General features: G+C 45.1%; 20 protein-coding genes. 13 read left to right on the top strand and 7 right to left on the bottom strand.

Annotated features, from left to right (window positions below; translation table 11 throughout):
• Nucleotides 1-21 precede the first annotated feature (21 nt).
• Together ACHKAR_RS02595 and ACHKAR_RS02590 are read right to left on the bottom strand one after the other, a co-directional pair.
• Complete coding sequence (locus ACHKAR_RS02595) at nt 22-2,607, bottom strand: ABC transporter permease (RefSeq protein WP_395416048.1); 2,586 nt, start codon at nt 2,605-2,607, stop codon at nt 22-24.
• Nucleotides 2,594-2,935: a PadR family transcriptional regulator gene (locus ACHKAR_RS02590; protein WP_159579989.1), complete on the bottom strand. Its 342-nt coding sequence runs from the start codon at nt 2,933-2,935 to the stop codon at nt 2,594-2,596. Before ACHKAR_RS02590 ends, ACHKAR_RS02595 begins: the two co-directional genes overlap by 14 nt.
• A 211-nt stretch (nt 2,936-3,146) precedes the next feature.
• Between ACHKAR_RS02590 and ACHKAR_RS02585 the strand changes: the two genes are divergently transcribed.
• Nucleotides 3,147-3,845 carry a TIGR04283 family arsenosugar biosynthesis glycosyltransferase gene (locus ACHKAR_RS02585; protein ID WP_395416047.1) on the top strand — a complete coding sequence of 233 codons (699 nt, stop codon included), beginning with the start codon at nt 3,147-3,149 and terminating at the stop codon, nt 3,843-3,845.
• Nucleotides 3,846-3,863: 18 nt separating this feature from the next.
• Nucleotides 3,864-4,595, top strand: a complete 732-nt coding sequence (locus ACHKAR_RS02580; protein WP_395416046.1) for an MBL fold metallo-hydrolase — start codon at nt 3,864-3,866, stop codon at nt 4,593-4,595.
• Nucleotides 4,596-4,602: 7 nt separating this feature from the next.
• On the opposite strand, the gene ACHKAR_RS02575 is transcribed toward ACHKAR_RS02580, so the two are convergent.
• On the bottom strand, nt 4,603-5,274 hold the full coding sequence (locus ACHKAR_RS02575; RefSeq protein WP_395416045.1) for a uracil-DNA glycosylase family protein: 672 nt from the start codon (nt 5,272-5,274) through the stop codon (nt 4,603-4,605).
• Between the two features lie 21 nt (nt 5,275-5,295).
• Here ACHKAR_RS02575 and ACHKAR_RS02570 point away from each other — a divergent pair, with 21 nt between their 5' ends.
• Together ACHKAR_RS02570 and ACHKAR_RS02565 are read left to right on the top strand one after the other, a co-directional pair.
• Nucleotides 5,296-5,886, top strand: a complete 591-nt coding sequence (locus ACHKAR_RS02570; protein WP_395416044.1) for a pseudouridine synthase — start codon at nt 5,296-5,298, stop codon at nt 5,884-5,886.
• 67 nt (nt 5,887-5,953) lie between these two features.
• A complete protein-coding gene (locus tag ACHKAR_RS02565; protein WP_395416043.1) occupies nt 5,954-7,321 on the top strand; it encodes an alpha-amylase family glycosyl hydrolase in 1,368 nt (455 codons plus the stop codon).
• A 5-nt stretch (nt 7,322-7,326) separates the two neighbouring features.
• Here the strand turns inward: ACHKAR_RS02565 and ACHKAR_RS02560 are convergent, their stop codons facing one another.
• Together ACHKAR_RS02560 and ACHKAR_RS02555 are read right to left on the bottom strand one after the other, a co-directional pair.
• The gene (locus ACHKAR_RS02560; RefSeq protein ID WP_395416042.1) at nt 7,327-10,425 is read right to left on the bottom strand and encodes an ATP-binding cassette domain-containing protein; all 3,099 of its coding nucleotides are present in this window, start codon (nt 10,423-10,425) and stop codon (nt 7,327-7,329) included.
• 156 nt (nt 10,426-10,581) lie between these two features.
• A complete protein-coding gene (locus tag ACHKAR_RS02555) occupies nt 10,582-11,400 on the bottom strand; it encodes a hypothetical protein (protein WP_395416041.1) in 819 nt (272 codons plus the stop codon).
• A gap of 116 nt (nt 11,401-11,516) precedes the next feature.
• On the opposite strand from ACHKAR_RS02555, the gene ACHKAR_RS02550 reads away from it, so the two are divergent.
• The 4 genes from ACHKAR_RS02550 (at nt 11,517) to ACHKAR_RS02535 (ending at nt 16,749) form a co-directional block, all read left to right on the top strand.
• Entirely contained in the window at nt 11,517-12,455 is a 939-nt protein-coding gene (locus ACHKAR_RS02550; RefSeq protein WP_395416040.1) for an aldose 1-epimerase, read from the top strand.
• A gap of 154 nt (nt 12,456-12,609) precedes the next feature.
• Nucleotides 12,610-13,953 (top strand): efflux RND transporter periplasmic adaptor subunit, encoded by a 1,344-nt coding sequence (locus tag ACHKAR_RS02545; RefSeq protein ID WP_159579971.1) that lies wholly within the window; start codon nt 12,610-12,612, stop codon nt 13,951-13,953.
• Nucleotides 13,953-15,290, top strand: coding sequence for an ABC transporter permease (locus ACHKAR_RS02540; RefSeq protein ID WP_159579969.1), 1,338 nt, complete (start codon nt 13,953-13,955; stop codon nt 15,288-15,290). Before ACHKAR_RS02545 ends, ACHKAR_RS02540 begins: the two co-directional genes overlap by 1 nt.
• The gene (locus tag ACHKAR_RS02535; RefSeq protein WP_159579967.1) at nt 15,283-16,749 is read left to right on the top strand and encodes a TolC family protein; all 1,467 of its coding nucleotides are present in this window, start codon (nt 15,283-15,285) and stop codon (nt 16,747-16,749) included. The genes ACHKAR_RS02540 and ACHKAR_RS02535 overlap by 8 nt, the downstream gene beginning before the upstream one ends.
• Here ACHKAR_RS02535 and ACHKAR_RS02530 read toward each other — a convergent pair.
• Complete coding sequence (locus ACHKAR_RS02530) at nt 16,726-17,976, bottom strand: tetratricopeptide repeat protein (RefSeq protein WP_395416039.1); 1,251 nt, start codon at nt 17,974-17,976, stop codon at nt 16,726-16,728. The genes ACHKAR_RS02535 and ACHKAR_RS02530 overlap by 24 nt on opposite strands.
• Before the next feature lie 137 nt (nt 17,977-18,113).
• Between ACHKAR_RS02530 and ACHKAR_RS02525 the strand changes: the two genes are divergently transcribed.
• The gene (locus tag ACHKAR_RS02525) at nt 18,114-18,539 is read left to right on the top strand and encodes a VOC family protein (RefSeq protein ID WP_395416038.1); all 426 of its coding nucleotides are present in this window, start codon (nt 18,114-18,116) and stop codon (nt 18,537-18,539) included.
• On the top strand, nt 18,539-19,021 hold the full coding sequence (locus ACHKAR_RS02520) for a DUF6495 family protein (RefSeq protein ID WP_395416037.1): 483 nt from the start codon (nt 18,539-18,541) through the stop codon (nt 19,019-19,021). The genes ACHKAR_RS02525 and ACHKAR_RS02520 overlap by 1 nt, the downstream gene beginning before the upstream one ends.
• A gap of 77 nt (nt 19,022-19,098) precedes the next feature.
• Here the strand turns inward: ACHKAR_RS02520 and typA are convergent, their stop codons facing one another.
• Nucleotides 19,099-20,877, bottom strand: a complete 1,779-nt coding sequence (gene typA, locus ACHKAR_RS02515) for a translational GTPase TypA (RefSeq protein WP_395416036.1) — start codon at nt 20,875-20,877, stop codon at nt 19,099-19,101.
• 180 nt (nt 20,878-21,057) lie between these two features.
• On the opposite strand from typA, the gene ACHKAR_RS02510 reads away from it, so the two are divergent.
• The 3 genes from ACHKAR_RS02510 (at nt 21,058) to ACHKAR_RS02500 (ending at nt 23,491) form a co-directional block, all read left to right on the top strand.
• A complete protein-coding gene (locus tag ACHKAR_RS02510; protein ID WP_395416035.1) occupies nt 21,058-21,468 on the top strand; it encodes a QcrA and Rieske domain-containing protein in 411 nt (136 codons plus the stop codon).
• A gap of 34 nt (nt 21,469-21,502) precedes the next feature.
• Nucleotides 21,503-22,507 (top strand): alpha/beta hydrolase, encoded by a 1,005-nt coding sequence (locus tag ACHKAR_RS02505; protein WP_395416034.1) that lies wholly within the window; start codon nt 21,503-21,505, stop codon nt 22,505-22,507.
• A 303-nt stretch (nt 22,508-22,810) separates the two neighbouring features.
• On the top strand, nt 22,811-23,491 hold the full coding sequence (locus tag ACHKAR_RS02500; protein WP_395416033.1) for a DUF4956 domain-containing protein: 681 nt from the start codon (nt 22,811-22,813) through the stop codon (nt 23,489-23,491).
• Nucleotides 23,492-23,494 lie beyond the last annotated feature (3 nt).

Genomic DNA, 23,494 nt, shown 5'->3' with positions numbered 1-23,494 from the left:
CAATTTGCCAACCCGTGATCGCTACTCACACCTGATACTTTCGGATGGGTTGGATAGGGCCACACCGAGCGATCGAAACCCAATAGTCAGAAGCGCCACGACCAAGGATACGATACCACTTGCTGCAAATACATACCAATAATCCTGCAATGCAATGCGATAACTGAAGGCCTCCAGCCAGTTGGTGACAAAGAGCCATGCAAGAGGAATGGATACCATGAAGGCCAGGAGAATCAGGATGGTAAATTCTTTCGATATCAAAGAGAGGATCTCACCAACAGAAGCACCAAGCACTTTTCTAATACCAAATTCTTTCTGGCGACGCTGTGCGGAGTAGGTCACCAACCCAAATATCCCCAAAGTGGCCAGGAAAAGTGAAATGACGGAGAAGGTGGTAAACACATGGTGCTGCTTTTGTTCATTTTCATAGAGTCGGGAGAGAGATTCATCCAAAAACGAATAGTTCATGGGAAACCCGTCAATGAGTTCTTCCCAGGTGTTGTTCATATGTTCAAGTCCCTGGTTCAAACTACCTGCCTGTACTCTCACCACTACTTTTCTCGGTCTGCCACCTAGGACAATGCAAAGTGGTTCTATTGGGCTTTTCAATGATTGAAAATGATAATCCTCTACTATACCCACTACTTTTCGATTATAGTCATCCCATAGCGGCATCTTCACCGTTTGGCCCAGCACTTCTTCTGCAGACATCCCCAACTCTTCCAGCGCCTTTTCATTGATCAGCACACTTCCGTTCATATCCGAACCAAATGAACGATCAAAATCGCGACCTTCTACAAGTTGTACATTGAGCGTTTCCAGAAAGTCATAATCTGCAAATAACGTCCTGATCTTCAACTGCTCCTCGATACCACTAAACTGTAGACTAGCTCCATCGTGAAATCCTCCCGGCTCACCTGATACAGCTGTTACCGACTCGATGGCTGGGTTCGCGAGCAGTCGCTCTTTGAAGGTGTCTATTTGCTTTCTGATGTCACCATTATTGATGTCTATGGTGATGATGGATTCCTGGTCAAAGCCAAGCTCCTTATTTTTCATGTACTGGATTTGAATAGTCACAAGGAAAGTGACGGCTATCAGGAAAATGGCAATGACAAACTGAGTGACCACAAGGCCTTTTCGAATGAAAACCCCTTTGGTACCCTTGATCATTTCGCCTTTCATTACCCGCAAGGGCTTAAATGATGACAGCAGAATGGCTGGATAAACCCCTGAAGACAAGACCACCAAAGCTACCAGCGCACCTATGAAAAGCATGATATTGGGGTCTGACCAGTTGTAGGTAACCTCTAACCCGAATAAGCTATTGAACAAGGGGAGGAACAATTGACTCAGCCCCCCTGCGAGTAATACAGCCACTAATATCACCATCAGGGACTCACCAAGAAACTGGACAATTAAACGACCCTTTCTGCCACCCATGATCTTTCTGATTCCTACTTCCCGTGCCCGCTTGAAGGAGAGGGCCACGGACATATTCACATAGTTGAAGCAGGCTATGAATAGGATGGCAACGGCTACCATGGCGAGAATATAGACGCTTGTGAGGTCACCATGACGAGCCAGATCATATCTAACATCGCTGGCAAAATAGGTCTCTGACAGAGGCTCAAGTACCAAACCTATTCTGGATTTGGTCTGATCAAAATCATCCCCCATATATTTTTCCATAAACCACTGTAATTGGCCCTCCACATACTGCCTGTCTTTCGGGGAGGTGAACTTGGCATAGGTAATCAATCCATTGTTCCACCAGTTGCTCGTCCATTCATACTTATCCAAAAAGGCAAACGGCAGTACCATGTCAAATTCCAGATGTGACTTTGATGGTATTTTGTCCATGACACCTGTCACAATGAACTGTTCACCTTCTGTCTCTATGATTTGCCCGATGGGGTCTTCATCACCAAAGTACTTTCGGGCGAGTGCTTTAGAAAAGACCACATTATTCGCCTGACTCAAAACGCTCTCAGGATTCCCAGTAGCCAGTGGGTAGGAGAAAAAAGTAAAGAAATCAACATCTGCGAAGAGGATGTGTTCTTCAAAGAATTGTTTGTCTTTGTATTTGACCAGACTTGTTTCCAGGCTGGCACGGCAGGTATGAATTTTCCCCTCAAAGTCAGTTTCCAGCGCTCTGGCATAGGGTCCGGAGGTGACGCCAATTTTAAATGGACTTCCGTTCATCTCAGCGGTTCTGAGTACTCGATATATTTCATGGTAGTCCTTATGAAAAGTGTCGTATTTCAACTCACTGGAGACATAGAAATACAGAAAAAACACGCACAGAAGGCCAATGGTAAATCCCGCAATATTAATGACGGTATTCATTCCTTGTTTGCGCAGATTGCGAATGGTCAGAAGTGGGTTAAAGATGAACATAGGATGTTGGCTTGATAAGTGGATGTTTTTCAGACAAGAAGGACGGAGGTACAGGAGGCACTCACGCCAAAGACGTGCTTTGCTTCCATGGTTGTGAAATGACTCTTCCAGATTACCCAGAATTTCCTCCTGAAGGTCATGTTTACATAACCTGGAGATCAGGAGTAGGGCAAGTCTCGGCAGGCCTTTTTGACTATATGGTTCCATAGGTATCTAGTGAGAATTTGGGAGCCTGCTGCCATAGACTTTCACGCTGGGTGCGTACCTGATTCAATACGATTTTACCATCAGATGAAAGCTGGTATATGCGTTTCCTTCTGCCACCACGTTCGGCAGTGGCACCGGTCATTTCAGAACTCAAAAAACCTTTTTCTTCCAGTCGGGTGAGGGAGGCATGGAGGGCGCCCATGGAAGTGTCCCGCTGAACCTGATTTCTGATTTCTTCCTGAATTTTCAATACATAGGCCTGATCCTCCAGTATCAAGACAATGAGTAAAAGAAGCTCTTCAAATTCACCCAGATTAGTACCTTTCATTTCTTTGTTTCTATTTTGTATGAATACTCATACGAAAGCACTAATCATTTTGTTCTGAATAGTAGAAACAAATAGTTGGAATCCATTATGACAGGCCGTTCGTGATTACAAATAGTGGCTATTCAGAAAACGGTCACTATTTAATACTCATCCCTTGTCTTATCCCCTTGAATCCATTAAGTTTCATCTTCAATTAACTGCCGCCATAGTTTTGAACATAAGTATTATCATACCGACCCTCAATGAGGTCGCTAACATCAGAAGGTTATGCGCCTTTCTATGTAACAACCAGGCAAATGATCACTATGAGATCATTGTAGTGGATGGAGGAAGTACAGACGGAACCATTGACTCTATTTCTGATCTTCGGAAGGTTACCATTATCAATAGTCATATCGCCTCCAGAGCTGTGCAGATGAATCTGGGTGCAGCCAATGCCAGTTTTGATGTTTTATATTTTGTGCATGCTGATGTGACACTTCCTTATACTTTTTACGCCGATCTACAGCAAGCTCTGGTTAACTATCACGTCGGGAGTTACCGCTATCGTTTTGATTCCACCAAATGGTTACTTCGTATCAATGGCTATTTCACCAGGTTTTCCATGCTATGGTGCAGGGGAGGTGACCAGACACTTTTCATTCAGCGATCACTATTTGACCAACTGGGTGGTTTTGATGAGTATTTCTCTGTGATGGAAGATTTTGACCTGATCCGACGTGCGAAGAAACTCACTCATTTTTACATTATTCCGAAAGAGGTGATCGTCTCCGCTCGTAAATATGAACATAATCATTATCTCCGGGTGCAGTGGGCTAACATGCAGGCTTTTCGGATGTATAGAAATGGCGTAAAACCGGAGGTTATTCGCCACTTTTATAAAGAATCATTGAAACTGGCTACTTACTAGTTTGTAAATTACTTGTCTATGAAATTGACGATTCTTGGCTGTGGGGATGCTTTCGGTTCTGGAGGAAGGTTCAATACTTCTTTTATGCTGGAGCAAGACCATCGGCAGATTCTTGTAGACTGTGGTGCTTCTACACTCATTCGCCTCAAGCAGTTGGGCATTTTAGTTACCAGCATCGACACCATTGTGATCACTCATTTTCATGGTGACCACTATGGTGGGATTCCCTTTCTGGTGTTGAGCAATCATATCGAATACCAGCGGACCACTCCGCTTACGATCATCGGGCCGTCAGGAGTAGAAAAGATGGTTTTTGCATTACAGGAAGCATTGTATCCGGGTACTTCCAAAATACTGGAAGCACTTAATATCACTTTTGTAGAGTATAAGGATAAGCACTGGACTAATACGAATGATCTGGAGGTTTACGCAAGACCTGTTACCCATGCGATACCTTCCCACCCACATGGAGTGAAAATCAGGTGGAAGGATAAGTTATTTTCATTTTCAGGAGACACAGAATGGAACGACTCGCTTATCGATTTGGCGGATGGGTCGGATGTTTTTGTGATAGAGTCCAATAACCTCAAAGAAGACTCTCCGGGGCATTTGAGTTATCAAACAATCCTTGAAAGAAGGGCACTCTTCAACACTAAACGAATGTTACTAACGCATATGGGAGCGGAAGTAATCAATCAGAATAGTCTGGAAATAGAGCGATTATCTGATGGTCAGGAAATAATATTCTGAGACCTCTTCAGGCCTTGGAAAGGCTTTCAATGTATTGATTCACAAATTCTGCTTTTCTTTTCAAACGATACTGCATCACCCAGCGGGGATGAGGTACTGTCCGGATTTCATCAAAAAATTTATATTTGGCATTCAGTGCATTGAGATACTTCAGGTTTTCGCCCTGACCAATACTAAAAGCCACATTTCGACTGATGGGCAGTTCTAATTGCTCCCGGATACACGCTACCACATATTCTTCAAAAATGTCTGGCCAACCGTTGATGTCATAATAATTGAGGTTTTTACCTTCTCTTACAAATCCGATTGGGGAGACTGCCGATAAATAGAATTTTTGATAAAACAGGGCCGGTCCGCCAAAGGCTGCGATCATCTCATAGATGAACCTACTAGAGAGTTCTGGTCGCTTGTCCAAGTTATTTTTAATCTCACAAGTCTCCTCCAGGTGGATAGGGTCTGTAAAAGGCACACCGGTAAGTCCTCCGCCAAAACGCCCCGGGTTGATTCCGAAAAGGGCGATTCGCTCTCGCGAATCAGAGTAATATTTTTGGTAAAATAAGGTGCAGGCTTCCATAGCTTGCTCATCTTTGTATGGATTCAACACCACCACATCCGGAGGCAATCCTGATGGGGGAGTCAGAGATTGATAGAAGTTTAGTATGTTCTCGGCTACAGTCATGTTTGAAAGTTAGATTACCCAATGGCGCGAACCAAGCAGTATTTCATTATCTATAAGCCCTTTAAGGTGCTCACTCAGTTCACCAGCGAAGATGGTAATCCGGGTTTGGGTACCATCTTCGATTTGCCCAGGGACATTTATCCCGTTGGCCGTCTGGACCTGGATAGCGAGGGGCTGCTTATCCTCACCAATGATAAAGGACTGAACTCCGCCCTTCTGAATCCCAAAAATAGCCACCAAAGAACATATTGGGTAGAGGTGGAGGGTATTCCTACTGAGACATCCCTGGATGCACTTAGAAACGGTCTGGAAATCAATGTGAAGGGGATTTATCACACCCTGCCATGTGAAGCAAGATTGATAGAATCGCCGGCACTTGCGGAGCGTGATCCTCCGGTTAATTATCTTAAACATCCTGTAAGGTCGTGGATGGAGATCAGGCTGGTGGAAGGCAAGAACAGGCAGGTACGCAAGATGACTGCTAAAATCGGGCACCCGACCTTGCGACTGGTACGAGTGGGCATTGAGGACCTTTCTGTGTTTCCTCTTCAGCCGGGTGGTATTACCCAGATTTCAGAGAAAGTCCTTTACAAAAAACTCAAGTTGATCTAGTACCACATCATTTGGTGGGAAGAGATGCTATCCGTTATCTTGGACCCCGATCAAGTATAATTCCAGCATGTATAGATTAATTTCAGCAATAGTAATCCTCACTATGTGTGCTCATTGCCAGACCCCAGAGCAGTCCCGGCAATTGGAGTCTTCCTCGTTGGTACAGGCGACTCAGCCGGAATGGATGAAAAACGCCGTATTGTATGAGGTAAATATCAGACAATACACTCCTGAGGGCACTTTCAGCGCTTTTCAGAATCACCTTCCAAGGTTGAAAGAATTGGGGGTGGATATACTTTGGCTGATGCCCATACATCCCATTGGAAAAGAGAAGCGCAAGGGCACCTTGGGGTCAGTTTATGCTGTTCAGGATTATTATGCCATTCATGCAGGTATGGGCACCCAAGAGGAATTTCGTGCACTCGTAAGGGCCATTCATGAAGCTGGTATGTATGTTTTGATGGACTGGGCCGCTAGTGCTACGGCCTGGGATCATGTGCTCACAGAGTCACACTCCGATTGGTATCTGCATGATGATGCGGGAAATTTCATTACACCAGAGTATATGGGTCAATCCGATGTGATTGCCCTTGATTACAATGTGGCGGCATTGCGTGAATATATGATTGGCGCCATGACTTACTGGGTGACCGAATATGACCTGGATGGTTATGTTCTTCATGTGAATGACAAGATTTTATCATCATTTTGGGAGGATGTGCGCAAGACGCTCGAGTCCGTGCGTCCAGTGATTTTACTCGCAGATGCATCAGGTCATTCTGTGCCGTCAGGATTTGACATAGTGAGTGGATGGGAACTGGAAAAAGCCATGCAGGCTGTTAGCAGAGGAGAAGTGAGCGCCACTGTAATTCGCGAATTCATTCAATCTCAACTGGATAGTACGTCCAATAGGGGCATCCGAATGCTTTATACCTCCAACTATGAAAAAAATGCAGAAGAGGGAAGTGTATTTGAACGATTTGGCAAAGCCGCGGAAGCGTATGCAGTACTGACCTACACCATGCAAGGCATACCCATGATCTATTCTGGGCAAGAAGTTGGGCTCAGCCATTCCCTGTCTCTTACCGAAAAAAATGAAATCTCGTGGGGTGATCACCCGTTTAACGCGCTCTATTCGCGGTTGAATAAACTTAAAAAAGATAACCCAGCGCTTTGGAATGGGGCTTGGGGTGGCCGAATGGAGCTGCTAACCACCACAAATCCGGATCAGATCATTGCGATTTATCGGGTGAAAGACGGCAACCGTGTATTGGCTGTTTTTAACTGCTCTCCCGAAGAGGTGCATTTCACGGTCGATGCTCAAGAGTATCAGGGAGATTTTAAAAGCTTCAAAAGTCGGTCTACAGCCTCTTTAACGGGTAGGGAAGCAATGACCCTGCCAGCCTGGGGATATGAGGTTTATACGGCTCGATAACGGTTTTAGGAATTCTTGTTCTTCTTTTTCCCTGCAAACATGCCAAGGGTACGTTTGAGCCCATCAGTCAGGAGCAGCAAATAGAGCAAGCCAATCATCACCCAAAGTACAATGACATTGAAATAAACCGTATCTATGTGCCAATCACCTATGATTTTCTCAGAAGCATAGAAATGCGCCCTTCCGGTGTGGCTGTAGGGATCTTTGAAAATCGGATCCTTTCGCTGTATGAGTCGGTTATCAGATCGAATGATTTTATTGAATTCATTCCTGTTTTCCACAAGGTCAGATACGCTCTCATTAAAATGATTACGTTTCAGTCTGTAAAACTCTTCTTTTCCCATTTGGTCAATCAGGCTTTCATAGATTGAATCCTTCTGAGCTACTGCATTTTTGTATTTAACCTGAAATGAGTCTTTCAGATCATCGAGATAATTCAAAAAACGCTGACCAATGGATGGCGAAAAAAGGGCAGGAGAGAATGAGCCTATCATGGGAAAGGTTTTCACCCCAAAGTGCTCCACCAGATAATCATATTCTTTTTGAATCAGATCAAAATTGGCCTGGTGTGTTTCATAGGCACCACTATCTCTGAGGATATCTCTGGTGGCAGTTTCCAGGCCGGGGATCAGGTAAGACCTTTGAAATGAGTTTTGGCTCATCGCTTTGTCTGCTTCGAAGAAATGACTTTCGTAGGCATTGTGTTTGAATTGCGCCACACTAAGCGCTTCATAGGCCCATCTGGAGGCCATCACATCTCCCACCAGTGGCACATGTGATTGCTTGGCTATGCCGGTGTGCAGCTCGTCAAACTTGATCATTGCACCGCCCAATAGGAGCTGAGGCACCAGAATAAAGGGAATGAGAATGTAAATGGTGATGATGGAGTTGAGTGCCGATGAAATGTTCAGTCCTATCATATTGGCAAAGCACGACGTGGAGAAAAGGATCATCATGTAATACCAGGTCATACCCTGGATCTCCAGCACGTAGTTGCCCACCAGCACAAATGATAATGTCTGAATGCCGGATAAGGCAAAAAGGAAAACCACTTTGGAATTGATGTAGCTAAATCGGCTGAGATTCAAAAACGATTCCCGCTCGAGTATCCGCCGATCCTTGAAGATCTCCTCCGCACTGACAGACATGCCCACAAATAGGGCTACCACCACGGCCATAAACAGGTACACAGGGAGATTTTTATTATCCGCGAACACATACTCTCCACTTGGCGCGTACTTAGAGAAGTATCCCAAAATAAAGGCCAAAATCGGTGCTTCCAATAAATTGATCAGAATGTACTGCGTATTGGACAGCTTGGAGAACAGGTTTCTTTTGGAGAAAATCCTAAACTGATGAAAGAGCGAAGGAATATGGAAGTTGGTCGCAGGTAGCCGCTCTTCAAACCTGATTCTCTTGAGTTTGCTCTCCAGATTGGTTTGGTATTTTTCATACCAGGTATTCGGTGTCACCCTTCTCGCATTGGTCATCCGGCCAGCGTCATCGATCTCTTTGGCCTCAATGATCTGCAAAATCTGATCCGGTATCACATTGCCGCAGCGGGTGCATTCGCTCTCCGCGGCATTTACCTGGGTGCTCATGGTCTTAAAGTAGACCACTGCATCTATCGGGTTGCCGTTATAGATCGGATACCCGCCTTTGTCCAATATCCATAGCTTATCGAAGAGCTTGAAAATATCAGAAGATGGTTGATGAATGATCGCAATAACCAGTTTCCCCCTGCGGGCGAGTTCCTTCAGCAGGAGCATTACCTTTTCGGAATCCATCGAAGATAAGCCACTGGTTGGTTCATCTACATAAAGCACTGCAGGCTCCCGCATCAGCTCCAGGGCAATATTGAGGCGCTTGCGCTGACCACCACTGATAAACTTATTCAACGGATCACCCACCTTCAGGTCTTTGATGTCCTGCAGGTCCATGTCATCCAAAATTTTGTTCACAGTTTTTTCCAACAGGGTAGGAGAAAAATCACTGAAACAGATTTGCGCGTTGAAGTGCAGGTTTTGGTAGACCGTCAGTTCCTCAAAGAGCATGTCATCCTGAGGCACATAGCCGATGACACCTTCCTGGCTGGCTCTATGAATGGTGTGACCATTGATGTGAATGCGACCAGATGTAGGCTCTAGTTTTCCATTGAGCAGATTGATGAGTGTAGATTTACCTACACCACTTCCACCCATGATGCCTATCAGGTTACCAGATTCTTCATTGAAGCTGAATTTATGGATTCCATTGGCGCTGTTTTTGAAGCGGTAAGTCAGGTCTTCTCCAGCCAGTACTATTTTGACTTTATTGCGCTCCTGGACGAACTGTCGGATGATTTCGGACTCATAGATGGACCTGATGTTGGGCCCTTTGATAATGGATCCGGGTTTTAGCAAATAGAATTTTCTGGGGACAATTTTGTTGCCTTCCAGGTAGAGGTTCAGAGGGCCGTCATACTTAAATACATATGTGTCTACGGATGCAATATGCAACACCAGGATTTTACCAAAAAGGTTCTCCACGTACATGTGATGAAAACCAGAGGCGCCTGGAAGCTTCTTGCTCTTCTTTCGCATCATCCAGGCCACTTCTTCGGGCCACTCGGTCATCTTATTGTCGATGACCATGGCCTTGTCCTGATCGATACCTTTGCCGTTTGGATCGATGATAAATGACTTCAATGAGTCCGCTTCCGCCGCATTCAGGTTGAAGTTCATCGCCACCAGGGAAATAAACTCGTTCTCACGAGGGATCACCTTCTCATCTGTATTGATGAGCTCCAACAGTTGCATAAACACGATGATTCGCTCTCTGGACTGGAGTTCTTTATTAAGTTGATTGCATATTTTGGCCACCTGCAAGATGCTGGAAGAGTCAATCTCCAGGATGTGATCGCTGGCCTCGGCATTTACTTCCCGATAAAAGGAGAGGTAGTCATAAAACAACCGTAGGTACTCGTTGGTGAGTTCCTGATTGAGGAGTTTGCTCAAATACGGTTTGATAATGAGCTCACCCGAATCCACCACGTCATTATCCTCTTTCACGCTTTCGATAATAGCGAAAAGGTGGACTAATGCATTAATGATTGATTCGGTCATAGGTATGGGTCATAAAAAAACCGTCTCAAATATAGATCAAGTTTGTGCGGACTTTTTGAATTTGCCTTATGAGCTTTCGCTTGTAAAGACTTTGCAATAGTGCTCAACTGATCTGAACATACCTGAGACGGCTTCAGAGTCTATTTACTAAGGTGATTAACCTACAATCTTTGCTCTCATTTCAGAGATACTGGCAGATACATCATCAAACTGGCCTTTGCTGATTTCTTCACCTTCACCAATCTGATCGTAAAACAAGTTTACGTATCTGAGAAACGGCAACACCTTGTTTACGTTTTCATCGCTGGCGTGTGCTTCCATAAGAGTAGTGAGGTCACCCACCTGGTCTTTCTGAGCAGCCAGTACATTCATCAGACTTGCGTTGTAGTCACTGGCTTCAATCAATTGAGCAGTGATGTAGAGCCCTTCTATTACACTTCCGGCCACTACCAGAAGAGAAGTTTTTTCATCTCCGCTTTTGTTGAGGTAGTTATACGTCTGATAGAATGATTCAGTGATGATCATGATCAGAGAATCTTTATTTTCAAGGTTATCCTCAATACGATCGGCAAGGCTTTTATTGAAAGCTGTTGACACATTCAACTCTTCGATCAATCTTCTGGATGCATTCAGGAAGGCTACAGACTCCTGCTGCTTATCGAAAGTACTGGCATAGCTGAGATCTGCACCGTAGACACCCAGGTTGAGTGCTTTCTGCCACTCAGCCACATATTTGTCCACGCTTCCGGCATCATTGGTGATCTCACTATTATATGAGGCATTGGCGTCCTGAAGCATTTTTGTTACTTCAAAGGAGGTAGGCAAAGGATATTCAAATTGCTCTTCTACAAATTGCTCCAGTTCTTGCTTTTTTTCCGCAGCTTTCTCGGATGCGGCTTCTTTTTTGGCATTGCTACAATATGTAAACACAAAACTTAGCACAACTAGCAGCACAACGTTCACTTTCTTATTCATAATGGATTTAGGTTATTGAATATTCTTTAACTGGGATCAAAAATAATATCTTGGTTCTCTATATAGAATTATTTGAGGATATATTTTAGCCATCCGAAAGGAACTAACCAACTCAAATGAAAATTATCCAATCTTCCCACGACTCTAAACAACGCGTTCAAATCATCCATGATGATAAAATTTTATTAACGGTAGCTCCGTGGTATGGAGCTAAGCTGACAGCTATGAAATTGAATGCAGGTCAGGAATTTCATGATGTGCTTTGGCCAATCTCAGATACGGACCTTGAGAGCAACGCCTGGTTTAAACAGTCAATATTGTTCCCGTTTCCAAACCGACTCAAAGACGGACAATACCATTTCGAAGGTCGGTCTTACCAGTTTCCGATTAATGAGGTAGAAGTGAATAATCAGCTGCATGGTATGCTTTTTAATGCGCCATTTAAGGTCACAGACACGAGAGAATCAGACCTGGAGGCATCCATTACACTGGCTCATGAGTATTCCGGTATACTTCCATATTATCCTTTTCCATTTGTATTTGAGGTTACTTACCGATACTATTTGTCCGGTTTCAGTGTGAAATTTCAAGTGAAAAACACCGGTCAGGAGCGTTTACCTTTCGGCATTGGCTGGCATCCATATTTTCAGATTGATGGTATCGGAGTAAATGATTACGTATTCAGTTCTGGTGATCTGGAGGAGATTGCGCTGGATCAGCGAACTTCCATTCCTACCGGAGAGCGAAAGCTCATTCCCAATCCGGTTTTGGCATTGAACAAACACAAACTGGATAATGCTTATCAGCTAAAAGGAGAAACGACCTATTCCCTCAAAGGACCTGATGCGCTCAGGGTTTCCTTCAGGGCCTCAGATTCTCTGAGCTATCTGCAGCTATTCACACCCGATGGAGGTGAAACCATCGCCATCGAACCGATGACCTGCAATGTGAATGCCTTTAACAATCAGGAAGGCCTGCTCACCCTCGAACCTGGGGATTCTTTTGATTGCAAAGTGAAAATAGAGCTAACAAAAGACACTAATATGACACCATAAACCCCTTTTTTGGATCTCGATGTATACTTGGTAGTGGGTTTGTCCGTTATACCACACAGACATTTTTTTTTACTGATGGTTTTTTGCGAGTGTAAATGGTAACCTGGCGAGAAACTAAAAGTATAGTTTTGTAATCACTAACCAATCTAGTTGCATGCTGAAGAATAAAAGGGTTCTGATTGTAGGAGGGGCATCCCTCTTTTTACTTATTCTGTTTTTTATTTTACGGGGCTCCGGTACCGGGATTTCTTCCGACATTATGGTTCCGGTATCTGTTGGTGAGTTCATCGTGGATGTGAACACCACCGGTGAGTTGGAAGCGAAGAACTCTACCAGTATAATGGGGCCTTCTGGTCTGAGAAATTACCGGATTTATCAGGTCAATATTCAAAACATTATAGACGAAGGTACTTATGTGAAAAAGGGCCAATATATCGCCCGACTGGATCCTTCTGAGCTCACCACACGGGTGAAAGACACGCAGCTTGAGGTAGAGGAAAAAGAATCACAGTTCATACAAACCCAACTGGACACCACGTTGCAAATGCGCGAATCGCGTGATGAGCTAATCAATCTGGAATATGCGGTAGAGGAAAAACGGTTAGTGCTGGAGCAATCTCAGTTTGAGCCACCTGCCACGATCAAACAGGCTGAGATAGAGGTAAATAAAGCCAAGCGTGCCTTTGAGCAGGCTAAAGAAAACTACGAGATCAAAAGGCAACAGAATGTAGCCAAGATGCAGGAGGTAGCCGCCAATAGAAAAAAGGTACGGTTAGAGCTGCAAGGGATGATGGACCTTCAGGAGAACTTCATCATCACTGCGCCCGAAGATGGGATGCTTATTTACCGCAAGGGTTGGGACGGAAAGCCCATCAAAGAAGGAAGCCAGATTAGTGCCTGGGATCCAGTGGTGGCGACCTTGCCAGATCTCTCTTCCATGAATTCCATTACTTATGTGAATGAAGTGGATATCAGGCGCATTGCTGTGGGGCAGAAGGTGGATATTGGGCTGGATGCTTTTCCTGACAAGCGATTGACGGGTTTGGTGAAGAGGGTGGCCAATGTAGGAGAGCAACGACCCAACTCAGATGCCAAGGTTTTTCAGGTAACGATAGAAATAGACAAAATAGACGAGTCTCTTCGTCCAGGGATGACCACCAGTAATAAAATATTCACCAATGTAATTCCGGAGACCATTTTCATTCCGTTGGAGTGCCTTCACAATCAAGAAGATAGCATCACCTATGTCTATCTGAAACAAGGGTTGGGTTATATCAAACAAGAAGTGCAGGTGGGTGAAACCAATGCCAATTCTGCACAGATCTTGATGGGCATTTCCGAAGGTCAGCAACTCTACCTGTCCATTCCCAACGGTGGTGATGAAGAAGTTTCTTTGCTCCCGGAACTGAACGGTAAGCGGGGCAAGAAGAGCGAGGAAACTCCTGCGGTGAAAGCCCCTGAACCAGAGCAAGGCAGAAAAAGGAAACCCAACGCCTGATGAATCAAAAGTTACTGATGAATCTATATATCGCCATTGAGGCGGTATTGGCCAACAGGATGAGGTCCGTTTTGACCGGATTGGGGATCATCTTTGGAGTGGCGGCAGTGATTGCCATGCTGGCCATCGGCAATGGCGCTCAGCAGGAAATACTTGACCAGATCAAGCTGGTAGGTGTAAATAACATTGTTATCAGACCGGTGGTGCCTCAGAGTGAGGAGAAGCTGACGGATGAAGACAACAAAGGGCAAACCCAGAAATTCTCACCCGGACTTAGCTCCAAGGATACAGAAGCCATTCGGAAAGTAGTGCCGGGAGTGAGCATGATCAGTCCTGAAATCACCCTGGACACTTACATCATCAACAATGGATTCAGGCGAACAGCCAAACTGGTGGGGGTAGAGCCAGCCTATTTTCAGATCTTCAATTTTGAGCTGGATAAAGGGGACATGTTTTCCGAGCATCACCTCATCAGTGGAGAACCTGTGTGTATTATTGGCAAATCCATCAAGGCCAAATTTTTTCCGACAGAAGACCCCATTGGCAAATACATCAAGTGTGGAAACAATTGGCTCAAAGTGATTGGGATCCTCAAAGAAAGGCTGATTAGTAAGAATAGTATCTCCAACCTGGGTATCAGGGATTACAACATGGATGTATACGTTCCTTTGCAAACCATGCTCATCAGGTATAAAAACCGAGCGTTGGTCACTACCGAAATGCTTAGAAGGGCTAATTCCTTTAATGATGATGATGAGGAAGCGATGAAGAATCAGGATCCCAACTATCACCAACTGGACCGACTGGTGGTGCAAGTGGATGAGACGGCCAAAATTGGCGCTACCGCTGATGTGATCAGCCGAATGCTTCAGCGAAAACACTATAGTGTGGTGGATTTTGAGATTGAAATTCCCGAGCTTCTGCTCAAACAGCAACAAAGAACCAATGATATTTTTAACTATGTTTTGGGTGCTATTGCCGGGATATCCTTGTTGGTGGGGGGCATCGGCATTATGAATATTATGCTGGCTTCTGTGCTGGAGCGGATCAAGGAAATTGGACTGCGACTCTCTCTTGGAGCCAAGAAGTTCGACATCATCAATCAGTTCCTGTTTGAGGCCATGATGATCAGTGTTTCGGGTGGCCTTATCGGGGTGATACTCGGTGTGAGTATCGCCATTATGGTGAGTGCTTTTGCGGAAATCCCTACTGTGATTACCTTCTCATCTATTGTTTTATCCTTCGGCGTAGCTGCTGCTGTGGGGCTTATTTTCGGAATTGCCCCGGCGAGAAGGGCAGCCTCTCAAAACCCTATTGACTCCCTTAGATATGAATAAAATAGCCTTTTTACTCTTGATTTTTAGCCTTTCGTTTACTGCGTCAGGTCAAATCAAGCTTTCACTCGTGGATGTGATTGACCTGGCAAAAGAACAATCTCCGTCTGCCAAAGCTGCCGAAACGAGAAAGAAGAATCTTTACTGGCAATACAGAAGTTTTAAGTCTGACTACAATCCTTCCCTGAACCTGACCGGAAATCTTCCAGGGTACAACCGCGATTTTTTTCAGGTTTCTCAGGATGACGGTACGTTTGCTTATAGAAGTCGTGAGCAGCTCTCGTCCAGTCTCAATTTGGGTTTGATTCAGCCTATCGCGGCCACAGGAGGAGAAATCAGTATCAATAGTAACCTGAATCAGTTTAACGACCTCAACGCCAATTCAACCACGATCAATCCTATATATAACACTACTTTGTTCAACATTCAGTTGGTGCAGCCGGTCTTTGGTTTCAACCAGCTAAAATGGGACAAACGAACCGAACCGCTCAGATATGAGGAGTCTAAAAGATCGTATGTAGAGGAGATGGAGTTTATTTCGCTGCAATCCACCAACCTTTATTTTGACTACATGGATGCTCAGATCAACCTGCAAATTGCTGAGTTCAACCTGGCGAATAATGACACCATATTCAACATTGAGCAGGGGCGATACAACATTGGGACGACCTCCAAGGACAAGTTGCTCCAGGTAGAGCTTCAGTTGCTGCGTTCCAAACAGGATGTGGCTCAGGCCAATCTGGACCTGCAAACCTCCCGACTGGCCCTGAGAAGGTACATAGGCGTACAGGACTCCACCGCCAGCAAGTTGGAGTTGTTGCTTCCTGAAGAGCTTCCTGAGTTCTCTATTGCTTTGGACAAAGCATTGGCCTATGCCAAACGAAACAGGGCGGATTATATCGAGTTTGAGCGGAGGAGAGCTGAAGCTGATAGAGATGTGGCCAGTGCCAGAGCCCGAAGGTTTCAATCCAACCTGGTGGCTTCCTTTGGGTTGAACAATGCTGCCGGAGACCTGCCCCAAACCTACAATAGTCCGAATGATCAACAGCGAGTAAATCTTACCCTGAGCGTGCCCATACTCGACTGGGGAAGGAGCAAGTCGCGGGTACAAACTGCCCTGGCCAATCAGGAACTGACTCAATATACCCTGGATCAGGAGATTCAGAACTTCGAGCAGGAGATCATCACGCTTGTGAGTAGGATGGATGTGATCAGACTACAGGTGGAAATCACTAAAAAGTCTGATGAAGTGGCTCAGGAAAGGTATGAGGTCGCGCAAAACAGGTACCTGATTGGTAAAATAGACATCACCAACCTGAATATAGCACTGACTGAAAAGGACAATGCCAGGAGGAGCTATATAGGTGCACTGAGGTCCTTCTGGGCTGCTTATTTCGACCTAAGAAGGCTTACACTCTATGACTTTATGAATGATGAGTTACTCTATCAGGAACTGGACTAGATCCAGAGTTCTGATCTCAAGATCTGCGGCAGTGTCGGGTTGATATTTCCCGTCTTCGTAAGCATCCCAAGCGCTGGTGGCTATGTAATAGAGGGTGTTGCCTGAAATGACTCCCTGAGTGGGCTCACCTTTGAGCGAACTGTTTTGCTCAATCAGTTTCATTTGCACGGCTTTGTGCGCATCGAATCTGACACCAGTAACCCGTTTGGGTTGGGTGCCATTCTGAAAACCAATAAGGTGCCCCTGATAGGACAAAAGCCCGTCTGTCCCTTTCTCTGAGTAGAGATCATTGTCTCTGAGTTTTTTCAATGATTTAGTTTTCAGATTCAATGAATAGAGCCCAGTCAAATAATCAGAAATGTAAAGTTGGTTCTCAGACTTTGACAGGCCCTGAAGGTTCAGCAGCGTGCCACTCAGGTCAGCAAAGACGCTAAAGCCATCAGGCCTCAGCTCGTACAGTTTATTCCCCAATCCATCAGAAGCCAGGGCAGCGCCATTGCCCGTGCTGATGAGGTCTCCCAAGATAGCCTCCGGTATCGGGTAGGAGAATTTCACTTTTCCAGTGGTGAGTTCCAGGCCAAAGACTGACGACCTGTTTTGAAGTGTGTCTGAGTAACCCTGCATTTCCGGGAGCGCTGCACTGCATATCCAAAGCATGTTCGACTCAGGATCAATATCCAGCCCCATGATGGAGTAGAGTAGGGGCTCATCCCCCAGGAATTGTTCTACAGCACCACTCTTGTACTTCATGATTCTCCGTGTGTTGATCGTGCCGAGAAAAAAGGTTTCGGAACCCGCGTCGTAGGTCATGGATTCATAATGATTCTCCTTTTGGCTCAGTTTGAATGCCACCTGCGCATTGGTCATCTTTTTGGTCGATTGGGCGACTTGTTCCACCAGCTGTTCGTAAGGTTCATAGCCCCGCAGCGAATCGAAATCAGAGTCTTTCTGATAGTCCAGGCTTGCATTCATTCTCAGGAAAGTGCTCAACGCACTTACGGCCTCTTCTTTGCGATTATTCACTGCGTATGCTGAGGCCAGATTGTAAGCGAGTGCAGGGTGATTAGGTCTGATCTCATTGGCCCGAACAGTATACCTTAAGAAATCTCCGTATTCACCGGCTTTGTAGGCTTCTATGCTCAGTTGGTAATAAGTGCGCAAACTGTCCATTTGACCAAAAGACAGATGAGTGGACAGGATGAAAAGTATCAATACAAAGTGGCGCATAGTAAGGTTGGTTTAAGAGTAAGACCGATGAGCAGTTCCATCCCCATCGCATTTGTGATAAGCGACCTGGTAGAAATATAAGCTGAGAATTAGGCATTTGAAAGGTGAGGGTTAGTTTTGCAAACTAAATTAAACCAATGGCCTCACTCACACCTTTTCACCTGGCAGTACCCGTTGATGACCTCAATGAGACTCGTGCCTTCTATCGGGATACCCTTGGGTGTCCAGAAGGGCGCAGTTCAGATCACTGGGTGGATTTTGATTTGTTTGGGCACCAGTTTGTAATTCATCTGCAACCTAAAAGGGTGAGTCAGGAAGTGCACCACAATCCGGTGGATGGTCATGATGTGCCAGTTCCCCACTTTGGTGTGGTTCTGGCAATGAAAGACTGGGAAGAGCTGGCGGCCAGGCTAAAGTCCAAGGGAGTGGTGTTTATCATCGAGCCGTATGTTCGGTTTCAGGGTGAAGTAGGAGAGCAGGCGACCATGTTTTTCAGAGACCCTTCGGGAAACGCGCTTGAGTTTAAAGCATTCAAAGATATGAACCAGATTTTTGCCAAATAATGCCTGTAAATCCAAAGTATAGAGCACTTACAAAAGATGAGCTGGCCGGGCTCGAGAAGGAGTTTGTTGATTACCTGATTGTGAATGGCATAACTGCCGACGATTGGGTAAAGATCAAAGAAGAGGAAAAGGAGAAAGCCGAGGACATCATAGTCCTATTCAGTGATGTAGTATTCGAAGGGGTAATGAGGAAGGTGAAGTTTCTGGAATTCAGGGAAAAATCTGACCTGAAAGCGTTTCAATGCCTGGAAGAAAAGATCATTTTGGTGGGAATGATGAGTGAAAACCCCGAGGTGAACTTTACCGAGAAAAAGTACCTGAAGACAGCTGCGCAAGAACCACCAAAGGGAGTAAAGGTCTACTCCACCGAAAAGCGCTATGCTAAGACAAGAGAACTGGAGCTTTTCGAGATGATCCAGGCAGGGTGTTCCATTTCTGACGGACAGATATTTAAAGCCCTGGCAATGGCCATGAACAAATAGACACTCAGAGGGGTGCAAATAAAAAGGGCGTTCAAATGAACGCCCTTTTGTTTTTATATCAATCTTTTTGAAGTGCCTTATGGCTTGAAGTTGATCTTCCTCATTCTCAAAGACAAAGGAGTTACTTCCACATATTCATCTTTGTTGATGTATTCAAGAGCTTCTTCCAATGAGAATTTCTTCGGCGGAGCAATTTTCATACTTGCATCCGTACCGGATTTTCTCATGTTGGTTAACTGCTTTCCTTTCTGCACATTCACCGCCAGGTCATTGGCACGTGAGTGCTCTCCGATTACCTGACCCACATACAATTCGTCACCAGGAGCCACAAAGAATATGCCTCTGTCTTGCAACTTATCAATCGCATAAGCAGTACCAGGGCCTGTTTCCATAGAGACGAGTGAACCATTCAAACGCTCTGGGATTTCACCTTTGTAAGGCTCATATCCATTGAACCTGTGCGTCATCACAGCTTCTCCGGCAGTAGCTGTCAGTACCTGATTTCTCAGTCCGATCAAACCACGTGCAGGGATATTGAATTCAAGGTGTTGAATGTCACCTTTAGGTTCCATGATGGTTAATTCACCTTTTCTCTTGGTTACCAACTCGATGGCTTTACCTGAAACATCCTCCGGAACATCTATTACCAAATGCTCGATAGGCTCATGCTTCTGGCCGTCTATTTCTTTATAGATTACCTGAGGCTGACCCACCTGAAGCTCGTAGCCTTCACGTCGCATGGTTTCTATGAGTACTGACAAGTGAAGTACGCCTCTACCATACACCAGGAATTTATCCTCACTGTCTGTAGATTCTACCCTCAAAGCCAGGTTTTTCTCTATTTCTTTCATCAGTCTGTCTCTCAAGTGCCTTGAGGTCACAAACTTGCCTTCTTTCCCGAAGAAAGGAGAGTTGTTGATGGTGAAGAGCATGTTCATCGTTGGCTCATCCACACCTACACGCTCCAGGGGTTCTGGATTGTCAAAATCCGTGATGGTATCTCCAATGTCAAAGCTTTCAATACCGGTCACAGCGCAAATATCTCCACATCCAACTTCTTCAACGCTTCGCTTGCCCAGTCCTTCAAATACATGAAGTTCTTTGATTCTTACCCTTTTGATGGTGTCGTCACTCTTAGTGAGTCCTAAGCTTTGTCCCACTTTGATTGATCCCTGGTGGATTCTTCCGATGGCAATTCGGCCTGTGAAAGCAGAAAAATCAAGAGAAGTGATTTTCATCCTCAATACACCTTCTTTTTGCTCCGGAGCAGGAATTTCTTTAAGGATAGTATCCAGTAATGGCTCCAGGTTGTCTGTAGGGTTTTTCCAGTCATGACTCATCCAGCCATGTTTGGAAGAACCATAAAGGGTAGGGAAGTCCAACTGGTCTTCTGTAGCATCCAGGTTGAACATCAGGTCAAATACTTCCTCATGCACCTCGTCAGGACGACAGTTTTCCTTATCCACTTTGTTCACCACCACGATAGGTTTCAGCCCCAGCCCTAAAGCTTTGCCCAATACAAATCGAGTTTGTGGCATAGCTCCTTCAAAAGCATCGACAAGCAAAAGCACACCATCAGCCATACTCAAAACACGCTCTACCTCACCGCCAAAGTCGGCGTGACCAGGAGTGTCAATAATGTTGATTTTAGTTCCTTTGTAATTGATGGATACGTTTTTCGAAAGAATCGTGATCCCACGTTCCCTTTCCAGGTCATTGGAATCCAGGATTAGTTCATTGTTATCCTGAGATCTTTTCGCGTCATTGGCCTGAGCTGCGTAAATGATCTTGTCTACCAATGTGGTTTTGCCATGGTCAACGTGTGCGATGATGGCGATATTTCTAATATTTGTCATGCGTTGTCTAAAAGAGCGCAAAAATAATAGGTATTACCCTCAAATATGTGAGTTCGGTAAAAAGAATTCGTTAATCTTTCGCGAAGCACGAATCTTAGGATAGAATTTGAGGCCTAGGATAAGGTGATTCTTTTGGCATACTTGTTCTAAAACTAAGCATTCAACTCACTATATTTAGACATGGATAAAAGGGCATTTATAAAGAAAGCCAGTTTAGTGACCGTTCTGGCTAGTTTTGGTTTGACACTCGAAAGTTGCTCATCTGATGATGAACCAACGCCTGGCAATACATCTAAAACGACCATCGATCTGAATACCTCACCGTTTTCCAGCCTCAAGTCTCCCGGAGGATGGGTGCTGCATCCTACCCAAAAGATCTTGCTTGTGAACGTGGGTGGCACGATCAGTGCCTTTTCCAGTGTTTGTACACACGAAGGCTGCTCTACAGACTGGAGCTTTAGTGGTGAATTCTTATGTGGCTGCCATGGCTCCAGGTTCGACACCTCAGGCAATGTCACCAACGGGCCAGCTTCACGTCCGCTTTCCAGAATATCAGTGACAAGAGATGGTGATACACTCACATTGGGATAGGTAACTTATCTTGCGTAGATAATCCCGCAGAGGTATGAAACGCTTGCTGAAAATCCTGATCCTTCCCCTGACCCTTTTTCTCGTCTATCTCCTTGGTCCCAGGCCTCAGTTTGATGAGTTAGAAGGCCCAAATATCAAGCTGATGAATATCTCGCTGGATAGTCTGAATCGCTATGTGAAGGCGAAAGATCAGGACATTCCCGACCTGAAGGCAGATAATGCATCAAGAATTGTATGGGCAGACAGTATCAGGAAAACGAGATACAGTGTGGTCTATTTACATGGCTTCTCCGCCAGCCCAATGGAGTCCAACCCAACACATTTAGATTTTGCACGACAATTTGGGTTTAACATTTACCTCCCTTTGCTCGCGGGTCACGGGCGCAATAGCGTAGAGTCCTTTGCTGACCTTCAGCCCAATGACCTGATCAGAGACGCAAAGGAAGCCATAGCCATTGGCCAGCTCATTGGAGAGGACGTCATTGTGATGTCATGTAGTACCGGTAGCACTCTGGCTATCTATTTGGCTGGCGAAAATAAGGAGCTGATAGATGCTTTGATCATGTATTCGCCAAACATTGCCTTGAAAGACCCAACAGCTAAACTCGTGACGGGCCCCTGGGGCAGGCAGATCATTCAGCAGGTAGTGGGCCCTTACTGGAACCCTAACGCTCCGGAAGAGGGCGGTGACGGGCAAAAATATTGGACAAGAACGTATCGAACCGAAGGGCTTATCGCATTGCAGTCGCTGCTGGACCAAACCATGACCACAGAAATCTTTGAGAAGATCACTCAGCCTTATTTTCTGGGTTATTATTATAAAAACGAGGCGGAGCAGGATGGAACCATCTCCACAGATGCGATTTGGTCGTTTGTCTTGCAGACAGCTACATCTGAGACTCAAAAGATGGTGGTGGCCTTTCCTGATGCCGGAGAACATGTGATTGCCAATCCCCTGAAAGGTAGAAGTGTACAGAACGTACAGGACTCTACTGCTCGGTTTGCTAAGCAGATTCTGAAGCTGACCGGCATTCAATAATAGCATTGCCAAAGGGAACAGGTTAAAATCAACTTGGTTTCATTTTCCCATCCTCACTACTCTCGCCAGAAGATTATTTTCTTTCGTTACAATCAGGGCATCAAATGGGCGTTATGGTCTCATCAATGACTTGGAATAGTCGGGAAATCTTCATTGGGTTTTTACTTATGGGAGTGCAGCTCAAGGGTGGGCGACATGTTAGAAAGGTTCCTTTCATGTGGTCTTTAATCTCATTTTCAGATTACTTCAATATTGTCTTATATTACCGTTTTATTAACTCAAATTAAATTTTTACCAAATTAAATGTTTGACAAGTTCCTTGAAGGCAATCAATATTATGACTATCCTTCATTCGAGGTGGCCGTTTTTTCCCTCTTACTCGCCCTGGTACTCAGTACTTCCATTGCCTATATTTATCGTTTCACCAATGGTGATGAGTTCTATTCCAAGAGCTTTTTTCAGGCGATGGTTTTGAGTGCACTTGTCACTTCTATGATCATGATGGCTGTGGGTAATAACCTTGCTGTGGGGTTTGGAATTATCGGGGCTGTGGCCATTATTCGTTTTCGCACCAATATTCAAAATCCCAGAAATGTTATTTTCATTTTTGCAGCGCTTTCCGTTGGGATTGCATCCGGTGTACATGGGTATGCCGTGGGCATTGCGGGTACCATCATTTTCTGCATTACGGCCATACTTTTATACTGGTCACCTGCTGGGGGGAAGATGAGTCACAAGTTTGAGGTGATTTGCCAGTCTTCTGATCATGAGTTGATTCAGGAAGTCAAGGCATATCTGATTGCCAGGAGCAAGTCATTCGACGAATTGGAACTGAGGAAGCGCACCGAGTTGAACAACCGCTATGAATACCTGATCTTCCTGGAGGACGAAAGCCATATTCTGGAGATTTTTGAATACCTCCAATCCCTGGAGGGAATTTCCGATGTGCGGATCATTAAGAAACCAATCCCCGAACAACTTTAAGTT

The organism is Marinoscillum luteum (genome assembly GCF_044005705.1).
GTDB lineage: Bacteria > Bacteroidota > Bacteroidia > Cytophagales > Cyclobacteriaceae > Marinoscillum > Marinoscillum luteum.
Note: the sequence above shows the minus strand (reverse complement) of the source record. Positions and strands in the feature narration are given on the sequence as shown.